Annotated in this window: 14 protein-coding genes; 8 read left to right on the top strand and 6 right to left on the bottom strand. The window is 64.9% G+C overall.

Annotated features, from left to right (window positions below):
• The first annotated feature begins 55 nt into the window (after positions 1 to 55).
• Positions 56 to 496, top strand: a complete 441-nt coding sequence (locus CH283_RS03010) for a DUF4307 domain-containing protein (RefSeq protein WP_068052817.1) — start codon at positions 56 to 58, stop codon at positions 494 to 496.
• 225 nt (positions 497 to 721) lie between these two features.
• On the top strand, positions 722 to 1,216 hold the full coding sequence (greA, locus tag CH283_RS03005) for a transcription elongation factor GreA (protein ID WP_032394210.1): 495 nt from the start codon (positions 722 to 724) through the stop codon (positions 1,214 to 1,216).
• 70 nt (positions 1,217 to 1,286) lie between these two features.
• On the opposite strand, the gene CH283_RS03000 is transcribed toward greA, so the two are convergent.
• The 3 genes from CH283_RS03000 to CH283_RS02990 are packed head-to-tail and all read right to left on the bottom strand — an operon-like array spanning position 1,287 to position 6,233.
• Complete coding sequence (locus CH283_RS03000) at positions 1,287 to 2,081, bottom strand: ABC transporter permease (RefSeq protein ID WP_068052814.1); 795 nt, start codon at positions 2,079 to 2,081, stop codon at positions 1,287 to 1,289.
• Positions 2,078 to 3,046, bottom strand: coding sequence for an ATP-binding cassette domain-containing protein (locus tag CH283_RS02995; protein ID WP_094641177.1), 969 nt, complete (start codon positions 3,044 to 3,046; stop codon positions 2,078 to 2,080). The genes CH283_RS03000 and CH283_RS02995 overlap by 4 nt, the downstream gene beginning before the upstream one ends.
• Before the next feature lie 55 nt (positions 3,047 to 3,101).
• Positions 3,102 to 6,233, bottom strand: coding sequence for an arabinosyltransferase domain-containing protein (locus CH283_RS02990; RefSeq protein ID WP_094641176.1), 3,132 nt, complete (start codon positions 6,231 to 6,233; stop codon positions 3,102 to 3,104).
• Positions 6,234 to 6,352: 119 nt separating this feature from the next.
• Here CH283_RS02990 and CH283_RS02985 point away from each other — a divergent pair, with 119 nt between their 5' ends.
• Entirely contained in the window at positions 6,353 to 7,489 is a 1,137-nt protein-coding gene (locus CH283_RS02985; RefSeq protein ID WP_176460390.1) for a hypothetical protein, read from the top strand.
• Positions 7,490 to 7,511: 22 nt separating this feature from the next.
• Here the strand turns inward: CH283_RS02985 and ilvA are convergent, their stop codons facing one another.
• Entirely contained in the window at positions 7,512 to 8,675 is a 1,164-nt protein-coding gene (gene ilvA, locus CH283_RS02980) for a threonine ammonia-lyase (RefSeq protein ID WP_217901089.1), read from the bottom strand.
• A 186-nt stretch (positions 8,676 to 8,861) separates the two neighbouring features.
• Here ilvA and CH283_RS02975 point away from each other — a divergent pair, with 186 nt between their 5' ends.
• The 5 genes from CH283_RS02975 (at position 8,862) to CH283_RS02955 (ending at position 12,720) form a co-directional block, all read left to right on the top strand.
• Positions 8,862 to 9,800, top strand: coding sequence for a DUF6286 domain-containing Asp23/Gls24 family envelope stress response protein (locus CH283_RS02975; protein WP_176460391.1), 939 nt, complete (start codon positions 8,862 to 8,864; stop codon positions 9,798 to 9,800).
• Positions 9,800 to 10,351 carry a hypothetical protein gene (locus CH283_RS02970; RefSeq protein ID WP_094641173.1) on the top strand — a complete coding sequence of 184 codons (552 nt, stop codon included), beginning with the start codon at positions 9,800 to 9,802 and terminating at the stop codon, positions 10,349 to 10,351. The genes CH283_RS02975 and CH283_RS02970 overlap by 1 nt, the downstream gene beginning before the upstream one ends.
• 132 nt (positions 10,352 to 10,483) lie before the next feature.
• On the top strand, positions 10,484 to 11,485 hold the full coding sequence (locus tag CH283_RS02965; RefSeq protein WP_094641172.1) for a GAF domain-containing protein: 1,002 nt from the start codon (positions 10,484 to 10,486) through the stop codon (positions 11,483 to 11,485).
• A 293-nt stretch (positions 11,486 to 11,778) separates the two neighbouring features.
• The gene (locus CH283_RS02960) at positions 11,779 to 12,297 is read left to right on the top strand and encodes a hypothetical protein (RefSeq protein WP_094641171.1); all 519 of its coding nucleotides are present in this window, start codon (positions 11,779 to 11,781) and stop codon (positions 12,295 to 12,297) included.
• A gap of 33 nt (positions 12,298 to 12,330) precedes the next feature.
• Positions 12,331 to 12,720 carry a hypothetical protein gene (locus CH283_RS02955; RefSeq protein WP_094641170.1) on the top strand — a complete coding sequence of 130 codons (390 nt, stop codon included), beginning with the start codon at positions 12,331 to 12,333 and terminating at the stop codon, positions 12,718 to 12,720.
• A 65-nt stretch (positions 12,721 to 12,785) separates the two neighbouring features.
• Here the strand turns inward: CH283_RS02955 and CH283_RS02950 are convergent, their stop codons facing one another.
• Together CH283_RS02950 and CH283_RS02945 are read right to left on the bottom strand one after the other, a co-directional pair.
• Entirely contained in the window at positions 12,786 to 15,311 is a 2,526-nt protein-coding gene (locus tag CH283_RS02950; RefSeq protein WP_094641169.1) for a polynucleotide kinase-phosphatase, read from the bottom strand.
• Positions 15,308 to 16,603, bottom strand: coding sequence for a 3' terminal RNA ribose 2'-O-methyltransferase Hen1 (locus CH283_RS02945; protein ID WP_373557656.1), 1,296 nt, complete (start codon positions 16,601 to 16,603; stop codon positions 15,308 to 15,310). The genes CH283_RS02950 and CH283_RS02945 overlap by 4 nt, the downstream gene beginning before the upstream one ends.
• Positions 16,604 to 16,688: the final 85 nt, after the last annotated feature.

The raw sequence follows: 16,688 nt of genomic DNA, 5'->3' as shown, positions 1-16,688 counted from the left end.
CATCTGACGCCGACAGGCCCCCAGCGGCACCCCCGAATCGATCCCGAGAGCGGCCATGACCAACGCACTTCCCGCAGGTAGATACCCGTCGGGTTCAGGCCCGAGCGGTATTCGACAGGCCCCCAAACGTGCGACGAAGATCGCACTGGTGGCTCTGGTCCTGCTGGTCGGGCTGGGCGTGGCCTACTACGCGTACAGCAAGTTCTCGGTCAAACCGATCGAGGGCAGTCAGCTCTCGTTCGACATCGTCGACGAGGACACGATGTCGATCAGGTTCAGCGTCACCCGGCAAGATCCCGAGCAGCCCGCTGTCTGCATCGTCCGCGCTCGCTCGCGCGACGGCTCCGAGACCGGCAGGCGCGAGGTGTACATCCCACCGGAGTCGGCGTCCACCACCGTGGAGATGACCACCGAGGTGACGACGTCGGCCGCCCCTGCCGTCGGCGACGTCTACGGCTGCACCCTCGATGTTCCCGAATATTTACGAGCCCGATAGGCGAACTGCCTGTTCGTGGTAAGGTCGGGTCATACACGGCCACCGCAGAAGGTGCCGTGTATTGCTGCATTGCGGGCAGGGTTCACCTGCGAACGATGACGACGGCTCCAGGATGTGGGCCGACCAAGGGGATCCAACCATTGGAGTCCCCTGTTCGTTGCGTGCCCTACCTGCTCAGAAACCGGAATCCGAGCTCGAGATTCCGACTACGAGGGAGTGATCGAGATGACCGAGACCCAGGTGACCTGGCTTACCCAGGAATCACACGACAGGCTCAAGAGCGAACTCGACCAGCTCATTTCCAATCGCCCCGTCATCGCCGCCGAGATCAACGAGCGTCGCGAAGAGGGCGATCTGAAGGAGAACGGCGGCTACCACGCTGCGCGCGAAGAGCAGGGCCAGCAGGAAGCACGTATCCGCCAGCTGCAGGAGCTGCTCAACAACGCGAAGGTCGGCGAGGCACCCACCCAGTCCGGCGTCGCTCTGCCCGGCTCGGTCGTCAAGGTCTACTACGACGGCGACGAGTCCGATACCGAGACGTTCCTGATCGCCACCCGCGAAGAGGGTGCCCGCGACAACAAGCTCGAGGTGTACTCCCCCGCGTCACCTCTGGGCGGATCGCTCATCGACGCCAAGGTCGGCGACACCCGCGAGTACACGTTGCCCAACGGCAAGACCATGAAGGTCACCCTCGTCAGCGCGGAGCCGTACCACACCTAGGCCTGCTCACGAGAAGACATGAAAGCACCCCCGGTCGCCGAGCGACCGGGGGTGCTTCTCTGCGTGGATGTCAGGCGGTCATCGTCTTCTGGTACTTGCGCACCGACAGCGGCACGAACACCACGAGCATCAACACGACCCAGATCAGGGTGTAGAGCACGGGGTTCTGCAGTGGCCACACCTCCGGCGGCGGTGCCATCGGGTTGGTGTTGCCGAACTGCTCTCGCACCGCCAACGTCACCGACGAGATCGGATTCCACTCCGCGATCGTCTTGAGCACGGCGGGGAAGTTGTCGATCGGGACGAAGGTGTTGGCGATGAACGTCAACGGAAAGATCACGATGAACGACGCGTTGTTGAAGATCTCGGGCGACCGCACGATCAGACCAACCAGGGCCATCACCCACGAGATCGAGTACGCGAACAACAGCAGCAGCACGTACCCCAGCAGAGCATCGAAGAACGAGGACGTGATGCGCCACCCCACGAGGAGTCCGGTGAGCGACATGATCGTGATGGTGACGAGGTTGTTGCCCACATCTGCTGCGGTCCGCCCGATCACCACTGCCGATCGTGCCATCGGCAACGACCGGAACCGATCCATCACGCCCTTCTGCAGATCCTCGGCCAGCGACGACCCTGTGAGCGAGGCACCGAAGATCATCGTCTGTACGAAGATGCCGCCCATCAGGAAGCTCTTGTAGTCGATTCCGGGGACGTCGATCGCACTGCCGAAGACGTACGCGAACAGCAGAACGAACATGATCGGCGAGAGCGTCGCGAAGAACAGTAGGTCTGGAACTCGCTTGAGCTTGATCAGATTTCGCTTGGTGATGATCGCGGAATCCAGAAGAACGTTGCTCATTTCTCTTCCTCCGCCGTCTCGGGTTCGCCGGTGGTCTGACCGGTCAGACTCAGGAACACATCGTCGAGGTTCGGCCGCCGCAGACCGACGTCGACCACTCCGATTCCGTTGTCCTCCAGCTGGGCCAGCGCCGTGGACAGGTCCTTCGATCCCCCGTTGACGGGCATGACGATCCGGCCCACCTGATCGTCGAGGGTGGGTGGCTCGACGCCGATCGGAGCGAGGATCTGCATCGCTCGCTCGGCCTGGGACCGATCGGTCAACACGAATTCGACTCGCTCGCCGCCGGTTTGGGCCTTGAGCTCGTCGGCCGTGCCACGCGCGATGATCTTGCCCTTGTTCAGCACGATGATCGAATCGGCCAACCGGTCGGCCTCCTCCAAGTACTGAGTGGTCAGCAGAATGGTCGTGCCGTCGCGAACGAGATCTGCGATGAACTCCCACATGGTGATTCGACTACGTGGATCGAGCCCGGTGGTCGGCTCGTCGAGGAACACCACCCGTGGTCGACCGATCAGGCTGGCCGCGATGTCGAGTCGCCGACGCATACCTCCCGAGTACTGCTTGGCCGTCCGGTCGCGTGCGTACTCCAGATCGAATCGCGCGAGCAGTTCGTCGGCCCGCTTCTTGGCCTCGGCCTTGCGTAGGCCGAACAGTCGGCCGACCATCTCGAGATTCTCGTACCCGGTCAGGTACTCGTCCACGGCCGCGAACTGACCGGTCAGCCCGATCGTGCGGCGCACCTCGTTGGCCTGCGTCGCCACGTCGAGCCCGAAGATTCGGGCCGAGCCGGATGTCGCTTGCAGCAAGGTGGCGAGAATACGGACCGCCGTGGTCTTTCCCGCGCCGTTGGGGCCGAGCACACCCAGTACCGTGCCCTCGGGAACGGTGAAATCGATCCCGTCGAGCGCGACGTTCTTGCCGTACCGAAGTACGAGGTCCTCTACTTCTATAGCGTTCGCCATGGCCCTCTCCCCGTTTCTCTACTGGTCGGTGTAAGGACTTCCGAACGCGTAGAGATTAACCGGTCTTGATCGGACCGGGCGTCCACAGACCCGAACGCTGGACCTCTTCTGCTGTGATCTGCGCCGCCTGCGCCGTTTCGTCGTACGGGATGTACTGCTCGATCGACCCCCAGTCGCGGTCCCAGTCGCCGTCGAGATACGACGGGATGGTGCGGGCGGAGGCGACGATGTCGATCCACCCGAGCGGCCCACCGCCGAAGTGGTCCTGCCACGCGTTGGTGATGACGGCACCGCTGCGGTCCGGCAGCACCCGGTACTGCGGAACTTCGGCAACCCCGAGGCGGTGATCGAACGGATGCTGGCAGGGGAAGTTGAAGCCGACCTCCCAGTCCAGCATCACCGGAGCGTCGCGGCCGACGACCTCGTTCAACGTCTGGGTTCGCGGAACCCGCGGCGGGGTGATCGCCAACCACTGGTCGGAATCTCGATCGTTGTCGGCAACCACGAGCCGAATCGTGTTGGCACCGGCCGGAATCCGATCCATCGGCACACGCAGGTTGCGCCACGACGGCGTCGGGCCGATGTCGATGGGGGTCACCCGCCCCTGCGCCTGCCCGTCGACTCCGTACTCGAGTTCGAGGCTCTGCCCGTACGTGACGATGCCGTCGGAGTCCACCGAGCGGATGCGTCCGGCAGCGGCGATCGAGATCAGGTCGCCGGGATCGGCAGGCAGTGCATACCACCCGGTCGTCAGCGTGGCGTTGTCATCGGACCCGAACGAACCGAGCACCGGCACGGTGGCCGGATCCAATCCGAACGGCAGTGCGCTACCGCCGGTTCCGGCCCCGGTGGTCGACGTCGGCTGCTGCTGCTCGTCGGTGTCGACGGTGTTCGAGGTGCCCGACGCCGAGGACTCCTTGTCTGCGGTGAGGTCGCCCGCCACACCGTCGGGGGTGAACCCGTCGTTCTCTTCGCCGAGCGCAGCGAAGGCATCCCCGGTGACCGGTTGCAGCACATCGGCATTGGGGTTCGTCTCGAGCAACACGTCGTTGGCGAGGCCGCACGTGTCGCCGGCAAGCGCCGAGAGATTCGATTTCGCGACCGAGTACGACGGCCACTGCGCCACAGCACCCTTGGCCATCGACGCGACGGCCACCAGCACCATCAGTGCTGCCCCGACAGCGATCGGCGGCACCGACCACCATCGCGCCATCGGTTTGTCGGTGCGCACGTACGGCGCGCGGAGATGGAACCAGACGGCTGCGAGCAACAGCAGCAGGGTCAGGCCGAGGAACATGGTCGAGATGCCGAGACCGGCAACGAGGATCGGCTTGTCCCAGAACGGAACTCCCCAGGCAGAGACGTACCAGTACCCGTTGGTTCCGGTGAACGCGACGGCCATCACGAACGAGACCGACGCGGCGAACAGCAGTCGGTTGCGCCGCGATCGCAGTACCGCCGCGCCGGTCGCCACGGCTGCGAGCACCGCAACCGATGCGGCGAGTCCGGCGAAGACCCCGAAGTGGTGGGTCCACTTGGTGGGGGTGATCATCATCAATGCCATAGCCCCGACGGTGATGCCGACGATCCGCCGAGCCGGTCCCGTTGCGGTACCGGGGATCTTGCCGCCCTTGCGCAGCATGGCGACGACGACCGCGATCAGCGAGACGATCATCACGAACACTCCGAAGCGGCGCGCGAGCGAGCCGTCGATGTCCATGTTCATCAGCCACTGGTAGCGCAGGTACTCGTCGAACCAGGCCTGACTCGGCCCGGCCGCGTTGTGCACCCGCTGCATCTCGAGCATGCCGGCCACGGTCTGGTTGCCGAATGCGAACACCAGAACCACCGTGCCCGACGCGACCAGCGGGGCGAGCAACGTCGCCGCGCCCAAGGCCGTGCTACCGAACTGCCGGGCCCGAGCGACGACGATCTGCAGCACCGGCCTGGCTCCGGCGATCAGCGGTGCGAAGCAGATGAAACCGGAGGGTCCGTGGGTGACCGTCAACGCAGCGATGAGTATCGCCGCGGCCGCGGGCAGCAACCTGCGGGTCGCGATCGAGCGCTCCACCGAACACCATGTCAGCAGTACTCCGAGTGCCACGAACGGCTCCGGGCGCAGGCCGTTGTTGTACGGCAGCCAGAACGCGAGCAGCACCAGCCCGCCCGTCCACAGGGCAGTCTTCGAGGCGCGAGCAGCAGCCCCGAACCGCGGAATCACCTCGCGGCTGATGACGAGCCACGCCACGACCGCGCAGATCAGCGTCGGCAGGCGCATCCAGACACTGGCCGTCGAGACGTGCGACATGATTCCGAACATGTCGTACAGCGGCGTTCCGAACGGTGTCTCGGGCACACCGAAGTAACGGAAGTAGTTGGCCATGTACCCGGCGTGATCGGCCGTACGCGCCATGCCCAACTGATAGCCGTCGTCGGAGGTGTTCGCGCCGATCATGTGCCACACCAGCAGCGTCCCGATCACCACCGCATCGGCACCGCCGAACGTCCACCAGCGACGCGGCAGGAACCGTCGGGCACGTCGGCCGTCGGACAGGTCGAGGCGGTGCAGTGCCACCAGCGAGATGCCCGTGGCGAGTACACCGACGATCATCGCGAACCACTTCAGCGCGCTCGGGGTCGACGAGAATCGACTGTCCAGCTCGGCCTGCAGCAACAGACCTGGAATGTTGCCCTGAAGATCGCTGAACACGCCCACCAGCTGAGGCCGCTCGTCACCCTCGCGAGTGACGGTGTCGGCACCGGTCAGCCCGACGGTGGTCGCTGTGCCGTTCGAGGTGATCGTCAATGCGCAGTCGCCAGCAGTCGAAGAGCTCAGCTCCGCGATCGGCTCCTCGAGGAGGACGGAATCACGCAACGTCACTTTCAGTTGCGATGCCTCACCACCCGTGACCTCGGCGACGAGACCGTAGCGATAGGCGTCGGGCGATCCCTCGGGCGAGGTGGACAGCAACAGCCCGCCGTCGGGCAACAGATTCGCGGCAGCACACGGGACCGTCGCGTCGACGCTGATCGGGGTGTATCCGACGAGCGGAGCCTCGACACTGGCGATCGTGTCCGACTGCGGCCACGTCAGGGAGGACTGTTGCTGCTCGATCGGCAACAGCGGTATCGCGATCGTCAGCAGGATTCCCAGGACTGCGGAGACGATCGCGACGAGCCGAGCCATGCAAATATCTCCCACCGATGTCCTGGTCCAAGTCGCTGATCAAGGTACCAGTCGGGCCCGAGCGGGCCCGACGATACGAATCCGGCCCGGACAACCTTCGCTGTGGCACACTCAGCCCGATGATCAGCCCGATGAAGGTGCATGTCGACGACACCGGTGCTGATTCCATTGCCGCGCGAATAACGACACCATCGGGTGTCGAAGTGCGAGTGAGAACCGAGTCGAATTACTCGCTGGACCATTCCTCCACTCCCTGGCTTCCTCCGCTCCTGACCGCCGGTATGCGCAAAGGGTGGGATTTATCTTTCGACGGCCCCGTGGATTCGACCGCACTTCGAGGTGCGTCCGAGGCTCAGAAGATCTTCCTGGACTGGTATCCCAAGCGTTTTCGAGAGGTATCGATGGCGGCGGAACCCGGCGGCGTCGCCACCGGCGCGACGGGAGTGGGTTGCTTCTTCAGCGGGGGCGTCGACAGCTTCTACTCGGCAATCATGGAATCCGACCGCATGACCCACCTGATCTTCGTGCACGGTTTCGATATCGGTATCGGCGACGAAAGTTTGGCGGCCAGAGCTTTGGCCGGAGCTCGAGAGTCGGCGGCGGAATTGGGAAAGCCGTTGATCGAGGTGAAGACCACGATCAGGTCGGCCTTCGCCGACCGACTGCCTCTCGATTGGGGATACGACTTCCACGGTGCCGCGTTGGCGCACGTCGGCCTGGCGTTGTCGCAGCACCTGAGCACCGTCATCATCCCGTCCTCGAACTGCCGCGAGGAACTCGCACCGTGGGGCTCTCATCCCGACCTCGACCCGTTGTGGTCGAGTAGCTCGGTCGCCTTCGAGCATCACGAACTCGATCTGCACCGTTTGGGCAAAATTCGTCGAATCGGCGAGAACCGGACCGCGATGAACCATTTGCGGGTCTGCTGGGAGAACCTCGACGGGGAATTCAATTGCGGCCGATGTGCCAAATGCGTTCGCACACAGATCGGGCTGGCGGCCGCGGGTGCACGGTGCACGACTTTCCCCGAAACCATGGATGTGCGCGCTGTGGCTCGAATGCACATGAGAAGCCGCGATCGCGGCTACCTGAGAACCTCACTCGCGGCGATGCACGATGCCGGTGTCACCGACACAGAACTGCAGCGGGCCGTGAACACAGCAATACGCCGAAGTCATTGGACCCCGGCGCTTTTCCACGTGCGTCGTGCAGGTTCGTATATCGGCCAGGTGATCCGTCGAAGTCTGCGGCGTTGAATCGGTTGTGTCGACCAGCAGGTCAGTTCTCCACGTGCACGGCGTATCCGGCCGCACCGAGGGCATCGAGCACCGAGCCGCGGTGGTCCGGTCCGCGGGTCTCGACGGTCAACATCACGTCGACCTCTTCGAGCCCCAGGCGTCCGCCCGTACGGGAGTGGACGACGTCGACAACGCTGGCACCGGCGTCGCGCACCACGCCGAGCACCCCGGTGAGTCCGCCCGGCTTGTCCGAAATCGTCACGCGCACAGCGAGATAGCGCCCACCGGCCCGGAGACCATGAGTGATGACGTGGGTGAGCAGCAGCGGATCGATGTTTCCGCCGGAGAGGACGGCACACACCGAACCGGTCAATCCGAGCTCGTCCGCGGAATGCGTCATCAGCGCTGCCACCGCTGCCGCCCCGGCCGGTTCCACGATCAGTTTCGCGCGTTCGATGCACAGCACCAACGCCCGCGACAACGCATCCTCGCTGACGGTCACCACGTCGTCGACCCATGCCTGCACGTGATCGAACGGCACCGATCCGGGCAGGCCGATCGCGATGCCGTCGGCCATCGTCGACATCGACGTCAACGCGATCGGATGCCCCGCCTTCAGCGATGCAGGCCACGCGGCAGCACCCTCGGCCTGCACGCCGACGATCCTGATACCGGGCTTGGTCAGCTTGACCGCCGCGGCCACACCGGCCAACAGTCCCCCGCCGCCGGTGGGGATCACGATGGTGCCGACGTCCGGCATCTGCTGCAGCAGTTCGGTACCCAACGTCGCCTGCCCCGCGACGATGTCGAGGTGGTCGAACGGATGAATGAGAGTGGCACCGGTGCGTTCGGCGAATTCCCTCGCCGACTTCAGCGCCTCGTCCACCGTGTTACCCACCAGATGAACAGTCGCGCCGTAGGCCTTGGTGGCGACGAGCTTCGGTAGCGACACGCCTACCGGCATGAACACCGTCGAGTCGATCCCCACCTGCGAGGCGGCCCACGCGACACCCTGAGCGTGATTGCCCGCGCTGGCCGCGACGACACCGCGGGCGCGCTGCTCGCCGTCGAGCCGGGCGATGCGGTTGTACGCCCCGCGCGGCTTGAACGATCCGGTGCGCTGCAGGTTCTCGCACTTGAGCCGCACCTCGTGGCCGGTCAGGTCCGACAGAATTCGCGAGGCCACCACGGGGGTCCGGCGCATGACCGGCTCCAGCAGCTCCTCGGCCGACGCGATATCCGACGCGGTCACCCGCACAATTTCCGACACGATCGCAGTATGCCAGGAACAATTACTCTCGTGACGTCATCCGCCACCGGTCGTCACTACAGTTGTGGAGCGCGTGCCGCACCACGGCGAGCCGCGACGGGCGCAAAGGATTCTCTGAACATGACGCAGGCTGGATCCGACGAGGTCGACGACGGCCGCGAGATGCGTGGCAGCGTCGAGATCAAGGATCGGGCCATGTCGCGGACTGCCATCGCGGCGGCATCGAAGGATCCTCGGGTCACGCGCACCACCGGCGGCTTCTCGCGGCTGACCGGGCGAGAACTCCCCCGCGCCGACGTCACCCTCGGCGAGGACACGATTGCCGTCAACCTCTATATCGGGGTGACCTGGCCGTCGCAGATCACCGAGGTGACCGAATCCGTGCACGCCACCGTCGAGGCCGCGTTGGCGACGATGACGGGCCTGCACGTGCATCGAGTGAACGTCCTGGTATCGGACACCACACTGGACACCGGCCCCTCGCCCACCTCGAATACCGAAGCATCGCAGCCCATCTCACCTCGACCACCCACTGCTGGCCCGGCCGCGATGCCGTTGGCACTGTTGTTCGGGTTCGCCCTCCTCGGTGTGGCCTTTGTCGCCGGCCGGGAATTCCTGATCACACACGGCAACCTCGGTGGTAGCCCGTGGATCGCCGACGCGGTGTCCTGGATCTCCCGATTGCACTGGCAGAGTTGGATGATCGCCGCCGCGATCGGAGCCGCCGTCCTCGGGTTGTTCCTCGTGTTCATCGGGGTCAAGCCCCGAACGAAGACGCATTCCGGCCTGGGCGAGTCGGCGTCGACCGTCTGGGCCACGGCGACCGACATCGCTCGATTGTGCAGTGCTGCAGCGCAGTCCACCCGCGGAGTCGTGGACGCGCACACCGTCGTCACCCGGAAGAAGATCGAGGTTCGGGTGGAGCGTGACGCTGCGTACGATGCCGACCGTGTCGACGTCGGCGTGCGCGAGGCACTCGCTCCTGTGCTGTCCGTTGCTGCGGGCGAGCGACGGCTGACGGTGAAGCAGTCGGTGGCAGCACCGACGAGGGTGTCGTGATGAAGACCTTCGTTGCCGGTATCGACCGACTCCTCGCCATCGCGGCCGGGGTGGGGTTGATCGCGGGAGGTGGCTTCGCGCTGGCCTGGTACTACGACGCCCCCTGGGCACGAGAGATGCTCTCTCGCTTCGATCGTGCGCGAATCGCCGCCCTACCGGAACAGGGCTGGTGGGTGCCGACCCTGGCCGTGGTCGGCTGCATCGCCGTTGTCACGGCACTGCTTCTGTTGATCGGCAACTTCTCTCCGCGCACGACCGGAACGGCAAGCGTCATCGAGAAGCCCCACTTCTCGGCGCACGTGGACCTGAGCGCCATCGCGTCGGGCGTCGCCGCGGAGCTGGCCGAGTTCCCCGGTGTCCGACGCGCCCGCGGTACGGCGATCGACGATCGGGGAATGCCCACCATCACCGTATCGGTCCATGCTGCAGCCGATTTCGATGTCGTGGCCTTCACCGCCCGCGCCGAAGCATGTGCCGCCTTCGTTGCCGAATCACTCGCCGGTGCACACGTCGCCACTCGCATCCAACTGCACGTCGACAAGCGGCGGTAGCGCGGCCGCGCAGCGTTGCGACGGGCCCGGTCACCTGTCCCTTCTGTCGGATTCACCGGTACGGTGTCGGTACACGACCCGAAGCAGGGAAGATCCGCAGAGCTCGACTCGAGTGGAAGGGAGTCCGCCTCGATGGGGCGTAGGAACGGCGACTGGCTGTTGATTCTCCTCCAACCGGATTCGGTGGCGTGCGTGGTGGCGGTAGGGACGACGCAGAAGAGCCAGGTTCCCATGGCGGTGTTCCTGAGGAGGTCGTCCGACTCGATCCACGCACGTGATGCGGTGGCTCGGTGCGCGGAATCGGGCAGGGACGTGGACATCGAATGCGGGCCGGGCAGGTACGTCTCGGCCCGTCCGATTCTCGGGGACGACGGTACGGTCCAGGCGGTGTGGGCCAGATTGCATCCGGGCACGTGCGATTCTCCGCCGTCGAATGCTTGGGCCTTTCGCTGGAATCTGACTCTCGGCACTGCCCACTCCAAGGACTCCCCGGCGCTGAATTCCGATGTGGCGCACTTGTCGGTAGCAGAAGCGATGGCAACGTTGGATTTCGGATTGCGAGCCACCGACGTCCTCGCGATGCTGGTATCCAGCACAGTCGGCGACACCGTGGATCTCGACGCCACCCAGCGTTGGACCACGGACGAGCTACATCGAATTCGCGTGCTGGCGCACACCACCGTCGAAGGGGAAGCTCGTCACCTGCGCGGCATCGCAATCGACCGCGGTCCGTTCGTCATGAACCATCCATCCCCTACCGGAGTCCAGGAGACGATGAGCGGGCTCGTAGCGGGTGCCTCGGTCATCGCACGACGCCACACCGCAATAGTCGATCTGTGCACCCTGGAGACCTTGTACTGGCACGGCCCGCCGCCACCGTCCATCGCCTGGAATCTCGACCCAGCCGACCCGCGACCGCGAGTGCACCCGGACGACGACGGAGCAGTCGACGCACTCGCGAAATCAGTGTCCCGGGCCGGCGGCGCAGCAGACGAGCCGAGCATCACCGTCCGGTTCAGAGACCGAAACGGCGGCTACACCACCCACTCGGTGACCGCGTGCGCTCTGCCGATTCTCCCTGACGACGAAGAACCTCGGCTCGCGCTGGTGACGGTGACCGAGGCCTGTATCTGATCGCGCGCAGCGCTGGCGCTTCGGCACCGACGGGTTTAAAGTTCGGTGTGTTACGCAATGACTCGGTCAACGAGGCGTAACCCGCGACCTACCTTGTGTCTCTCGGGATGGTCCGCACAACTACAGATCGCCGGACGAGCGTGCGCTCTCGTTCCAGGCCGATCCCATCGAGTACGCAACCGGCCCATATCCGTTGTGGCCCCATATCCGTTGTGGCACTGCACCCGGCTCGGTCCGAACGACAGCCACCATCACGTCGCCGAATCGCCCCTTACTCACGAACGGGAGACATCATGAACCGCATTTCTGCTCGGACTCGCACCGCATCCATCGCCCTGATCGCCGGCTCGATGATCGCCGTGACGTCGATGAGCGGAGCCGCTGTTGCTCTTGCTCAACCCGCGCCACCCGCGGTGTCCGCCACCGTCGAGGAATTCGTCCCCGTGAGCGCGGAAGAAGTTGCCTCACTCAATGCTTCGCTGGCAGAACAAGGCCTCAATCCACTCCCCGCCGGCACAGCCGGCTTTCAGATCAGCGATGATGCGACTGTGACGATCGTCGACGAGACCGGCAACGTCCTCGACCGGCAGCCGACTCCCACGGGACCTCAGGCCCGTGGAGTCACCGATGAAATCAAGCGAGTAGTCGGTGCCTGCCTCGGAATCGACTTCTTCGGCGCAGTCGGTGCTTGGGAGGCGATCGAAAGCCAGGTGAACTCGTGGGACAAGGCTGCCAAGTTCGTCCTGAGGCGAGTCGGCCTGATCGCGGCATTGTCCTGCGGCGGCGGAATATTCGCGGAGTACCTACTCTGACATGCCCTTCTCCCCAGGAAAGGAACGATTGCCATGACAGCTCCCACCCGAAACAAGTTCGAGCGATGGTCCGGCGGGATGCCCCTCGCCGCCCCGGTGGCATTCGGATCCGTGCTGTTGATCGCCAGTGTCTCGTCGAAGCTCGGTGGCAGCTCCCTCTTCTTCTTCGCCCCTCTGGCCCTCGTCACCTCGGGAACGATGGTGTGGCTCGGAGCCCGACGTGATCCGACGCGAGACCACCTCGCTCACGTCACCGTCGGGTCGGGACTGCTGGTGGGATGCGGCGGCGTCGTCGCCGTGTGTGGTCTCGCAGGCGGTCTGATGCTGGACTCACCGACGTTCTGGGCGTCCATAGCCGTCGTTGCAGCAATTGCGGCACCGATCAGTGCAGGCATCAGTCCCTTCTCGTCGCCGAGGGGCTAGTGCCTGCGGCAGTGGTGCGGTTATGTGCCCCAGCCGGCACATAACCGCACCACTGCCCATGGCACTTACAACCGCGGGTCGACCGGCTCGGATTCCAGTGCCAGGACGGCGAACACGGCCTGGTGGATGGAATAGAGCGGCTCACCGCGCACCGAGCGATCCAGCGCTTCCATTCCCAGCGCATATTCGCGGAGGGCCATCGACTGCTTGTGTCCCACGTTTCGGTTGCGCAGGGCAGTCAGTCGATCCGGGTCGGTGTAGTCGGCACCGTAGATCAGCCGCAGATACTCGCGGCCACGAACCTTCATGCCGGGCTGCATCTTTCCGCGAGGAGCGTTCGCTGACGGTTTGACGACCATGCCCTCGCCGCCCTGCGCCGTCAACTCCTCCCACCACTTCTCCCCTGCCGCAACCGAATCCGGCATGGACAGATCGACCTCGATTCGACGGGTGGTGGCGAACATATCGGGAGCTGCTGCCACCAATCGGTCGGCAACATCGAGGTGCCAGGCGTGCGGACGATCGGCATACGTCCCGACGTTCGACGCCAGCACCTGAAACGGCGCAATCCGAACCCCGTCCAGTCCGTCCGTCGGCCAGATGTACCGCCGATACGCACCGGTGAACTCGCCCAGGTTGACCTGCCGAACGGTGTTCCGTTCCAGCAACTCCTGCACATCCAGACCACGCGAACCGGCCGATGCCAGCACCGCCGCCTCGGCCACGAGATTCGCCCGAGACACCGCAGCGACCGCGGCGTACTCGGTTTTGATCAGGCCCTCCGCTTTGGCGGACCACGGCATCAGTTCGCAGTCGAGAATCAGCCAGCTCGAATCCAATTCGTCCCACACACCGGCCTTCTCGATCGCGTCGGACACCCCGGAGATCAGCTCGCCGGTCAGTGACTCGTCGAACACCGGACGACCCGTCCGCGTGTACGCGGTGCCGAGCGATCCCTGCGGCGCATCGAACTTCTCCCGAGCGGTGTCGGCATCTCGACACACCACCACGACCACCCGCGAGCCCATGTGCTTCTCCTCGCAGATCACCGTCGACGCACCGAGCGCGCGATACGCGTCGAATGCCTGCGTCGGATATTCGAGATAGCCCTCGCGCTCGGATGTTCCACTCGGTGCCATCGTCGGCGGCAGATAGTGCAGCCACTGCGGAGCGAGGCCGAACCGACTCATCACTTCCAGTGCGCCCGCGGCATTCTCCGGCCGAACCGATACCCGCCCACGCAGCGACGTCTCGACGCCCGTCGGGCCGATCACGTCGGACAGATCGAGCGATGCCGCATCCCGCGTGAACGCGCCCATCGGGCGGGCAGGCTCGTACCAGACCTTCTCGGCCGGAACCGACACCACCTCGCGCTCCGGGTAACGCAGCGCCGTGAGCTTCCCGCCGAAGACGCATCCCGTATCGAGACACGCAGTGTTGTTCTCCCACTCCACTTCCGGCACCGGAGTGTGCCCGTAGAGCACCGTCGCCGAGCCCCGATAGTCCTGCGCCCACGGGTACCGCACCGGCAGGCCGAATTCGTCGGTCTCGCCGGTGGTGTCGCCGTACAGAGCAAAACTTCGAACCCTGCCCGACGCCCGGTTGTGGTACTTCTCGATCAAGCCCGCGTGCGCAACGACGAGCTTGCCGCCGTCGAGCACGAGGTGCGCGACGAGGCCGTCGCAGAACTCGAGCACCTCCCTGCGAAACTCTGCCGACTCGGCGTCGAGCTGTTCGAGGGTCTCGGCGAGACCGTGCGAGGCAGTGACCTTCCGGCCGCGGAGTGCCTTGACGAGCTTGATCTCGTGGTTACCCGGAACTGCCAATGCTGCTCCGGTACCGACCATTCCCATCACCAGTCGCAGGACTTCCACCGAGTCCGGTCCGCGATCGACGTAATCGCCGACGAACACGGCAGTCCGACCGGGCGGTGGCGTCGCACCGACCGCGCGGCCGGCGTCGTCCCGCTCGATCGTGTAACCCAGCACGCCGAGCAGGCTTTCGAGTTCGGCAAGGCAGCCGTGGATGTCGCCGATGACATCGAACGGTCCGGTCAGCTCACGTCGATCGCTGCGCAGCGGGGTGCGAACGAACGTCGCCGACGCCACCGCTTCGACACCGTCGAGTACGTGGACCGTGCGAAAGCCTTCCTTGGACAGTCCCCGAAGCGAGCGTTGCAACTGGGACTGCTGGCGGCGCAGCACATCTCGACCGAACATCCTGTCGGTGCGCTCGGCGTTGCGCTGTGCACACACCGATTCGGGCACATCGAGCACGACGGCGACCGGTAGCACGTCGTGTTCGCGGGCCAACGCGATCAACGTCTTTCGCGCCGCGGGTTGCACGTTCGTGGCGTCCACGACGGTGAGCAGACCGGCCCGGAGCCTGGTTGCCACGAGGAATTCCAGCAGCGCGAATGCGTCCTTGGTCGCGCTCTGCAGGTTGGGGTCGTTGCTCACCATGCCCCGGCAGGCATCACTGGACACCGTCTCGTACGGACCGAAGTGCTGCGCGGCGAAGGACGACTTGCCGGACCCGCTGATGCCGACGAGTACGACGAGGGATCGATCCGGAATGTCGAAGGTACTCATCGGGTCTGCTCCTCTCGGGTGAAGACGGCCATCTGTGTCGGGGTGCCGTACATATCGTCGACGGGGCCGATTCCCTCGATGCGTACGTCGTAGGCGTGTTCACGTGCTACCGACGAACCCCAGTGCTCGAACTGCGCTCGGGTGAATTCGAATCGGTGATCGACGTGACGGAAGGTTCCCGGTTCGAGGCCGGGATACAGCACGTTGTACTCGGAGTTGGGTGTGGTGACGAGAACCGTTCGTGGACGCGCCTGAAGAAATACCGAACGCACCAACGCCGGAAGCCGATCGAGATCGACGTGTTCGATGACCTCCATGAGCACCATCGCGTCGAATCCGTGCAGCCGAACGTCGCGGTACGTGGCCGACGACTGCACCAGTTCGATCCGAGCGCGCTGCCGGTCGGACATGTCGTCCAGACGCAGCCTGCGCTGAGCCTTGGCGAGTGCACGATCACTCACATCGGCACCGAGAATGCGATCGAAACTGTTGTCCGCGAGCAGCTCTCGCAGCAGACGACCCTCACCGCAACCGAGGTCGATCACCGACTTCGCGCCTGCACCCGTCAGTGCCGCCAACACGGCACGCACCCGATGCTCGGCCAGCGTCGGATCTCGCGGGGCTGCGTCGCCCTGCGGAGCGTCGGGCACGAGTCGGTCGAGCGCCGAGGCCACCAGTTCGCGACGGTGCGCCAGGTAGCGCGAGGCGATGAGCGAAGACTCCGGGTGATCCCCCAGCCAATCCCCTGCTGCTCGAACGAGTTTGTCGGCCTCGTCCTCGCCCACCCAGTAGTGCTTCCCGTCGTCGAGGACCGGAAGCAGGACGTACAGGTGCCGCAGGGCAGCCGACAGCGTGAATGTTCCGGTCAAGACCAGATCGACGTACTCGGAGTTACCCCAGTGCGGCTGAGTCGGATCGAGCGGGATGGGCGTCGCGTCCACTTTCCAACCGAGGGGACCGAACATCCGTGACGCCAGGTCGGTCGCACCACGAGACGGCGCGGCAGGCATCGAGATCGTCAGATCGATTGCAGCAGAGAGTAATTCAGGTCTTCCGGTACACATCCCGGCCAGCGTTTGCTTGAACAGTCGCGACAATGCCACCGCGAGCCCGGACGCTGCGCCGTCATTCACCAGAACTGCGACGGTGGTGCGCTCGGCCGAGACTTCCGGATACAGCACAGTGGTGGTGCCCATGGGCAGGTTCCAGCTCTGCACACGATCGGGGTGCTTGTGCAGCAAATACCCGATGTCGGAGGAGTCCGGGAAATCGGTTGTGGCATTTGCAGTCACGGTCAGTAGCACCGCAGCGACGTTACGGGACAGCCGCGCCCGATGCGTCCCATTTTTCGGGCGCCCGCCTGCCCCGGTCCGGGAT

This window comes from Rhodococcus sp. 05-2254-2 (genome assembly GCF_002259095.1).
GTDB lineage: Bacteria > Actinomycetota > Actinomycetes > Mycobacteriales > Mycobacteriaceae > Rhodococcoides.
Note: the sequence above shows the minus strand (reverse complement) of the source record. Positions and strands in the feature narration are given on the sequence as shown.

Excerpts from the sequence above, each read along its gene's own strand:
- CH283_RS03010 (WP_068052817.1), top strand. The coding sequence starts at position 56 with ATGACCAACGCACTTCCCGCAGGTAGATACCCGTCGGGTTCAGGCCCG.
- greA (WP_032394210.1), top strand. The coding sequence starts at position 722 with ATGACCGAGACCCAGGTGACCTGGCTTACCCAGGAATCACACGACAGG.
- CH283_RS03000 (WP_068052814.1), bottom strand. The coding sequence starts at position 2,081 with ATGAGCAACGTTCTTCTGGATTCCGCGATCATCACCAAGCGAAATCTG.
- CH283_RS02995 (WP_094641177.1), bottom strand. The coding sequence starts at position 3,046 with ATGGCGAACGCTATAGAAGTAGAGGACCTCGTACTTCGGTACGGCAAG.
- CH283_RS02990 (WP_094641176.1), bottom strand. The coding sequence starts at position 6,233 with ATGGCTCGGCTCGTCGCGATCGTCTCCGCAGTCCTGGGAATCCTGCTG.
- CH283_RS02985 (WP_176460390.1), top strand. The coding sequence starts at position 6,353 with ATGATCAGCCCGATGAAGGTGCATGTCGACGACACCGGTGCTGATTCC.
- ilvA (WP_217901089.1), bottom strand. The coding sequence starts at position 8,675 with ATGCGCCGGACCCCCGTGGTGGCCTCGCGAATTCTGTCGGACCTGACC.
- CH283_RS02975 (WP_176460391.1), top strand. The coding sequence starts at position 8,862 with ATGACGCAGGCTGGATCCGACGAGGTCGACGACGGCCGCGAGATGCGT.
- CH283_RS02970 (WP_094641173.1), top strand. The coding sequence starts at position 9,800 with ATGAAGACCTTCGTTGCCGGTATCGACCGACTCCTCGCCATCGCGGCC.
- CH283_RS02965 (WP_094641172.1), top strand. The coding sequence starts at position 10,484 with ATGGGGCGTAGGAACGGCGACTGGCTGTTGATTCTCCTCCAACCGGAT.
- CH283_RS02960 (WP_094641171.1), top strand. The coding sequence starts at position 11,779 with ATGAACCGCATTTCTGCTCGGACTCGCACCGCATCCATCGCCCTGATC.
- CH283_RS02955 (WP_094641170.1), top strand. The coding sequence starts at position 12,331 with ATGACAGCTCCCACCCGAAACAAGTTCGAGCGATGGTCCGGCGGGATG.
- CH283_RS02950 (WP_094641169.1), bottom strand. The coding sequence starts at position 15,311 with ATGAGTACCTTCGACATTCCGGATCGATCCCTCGTCGTACTCGTCGGC.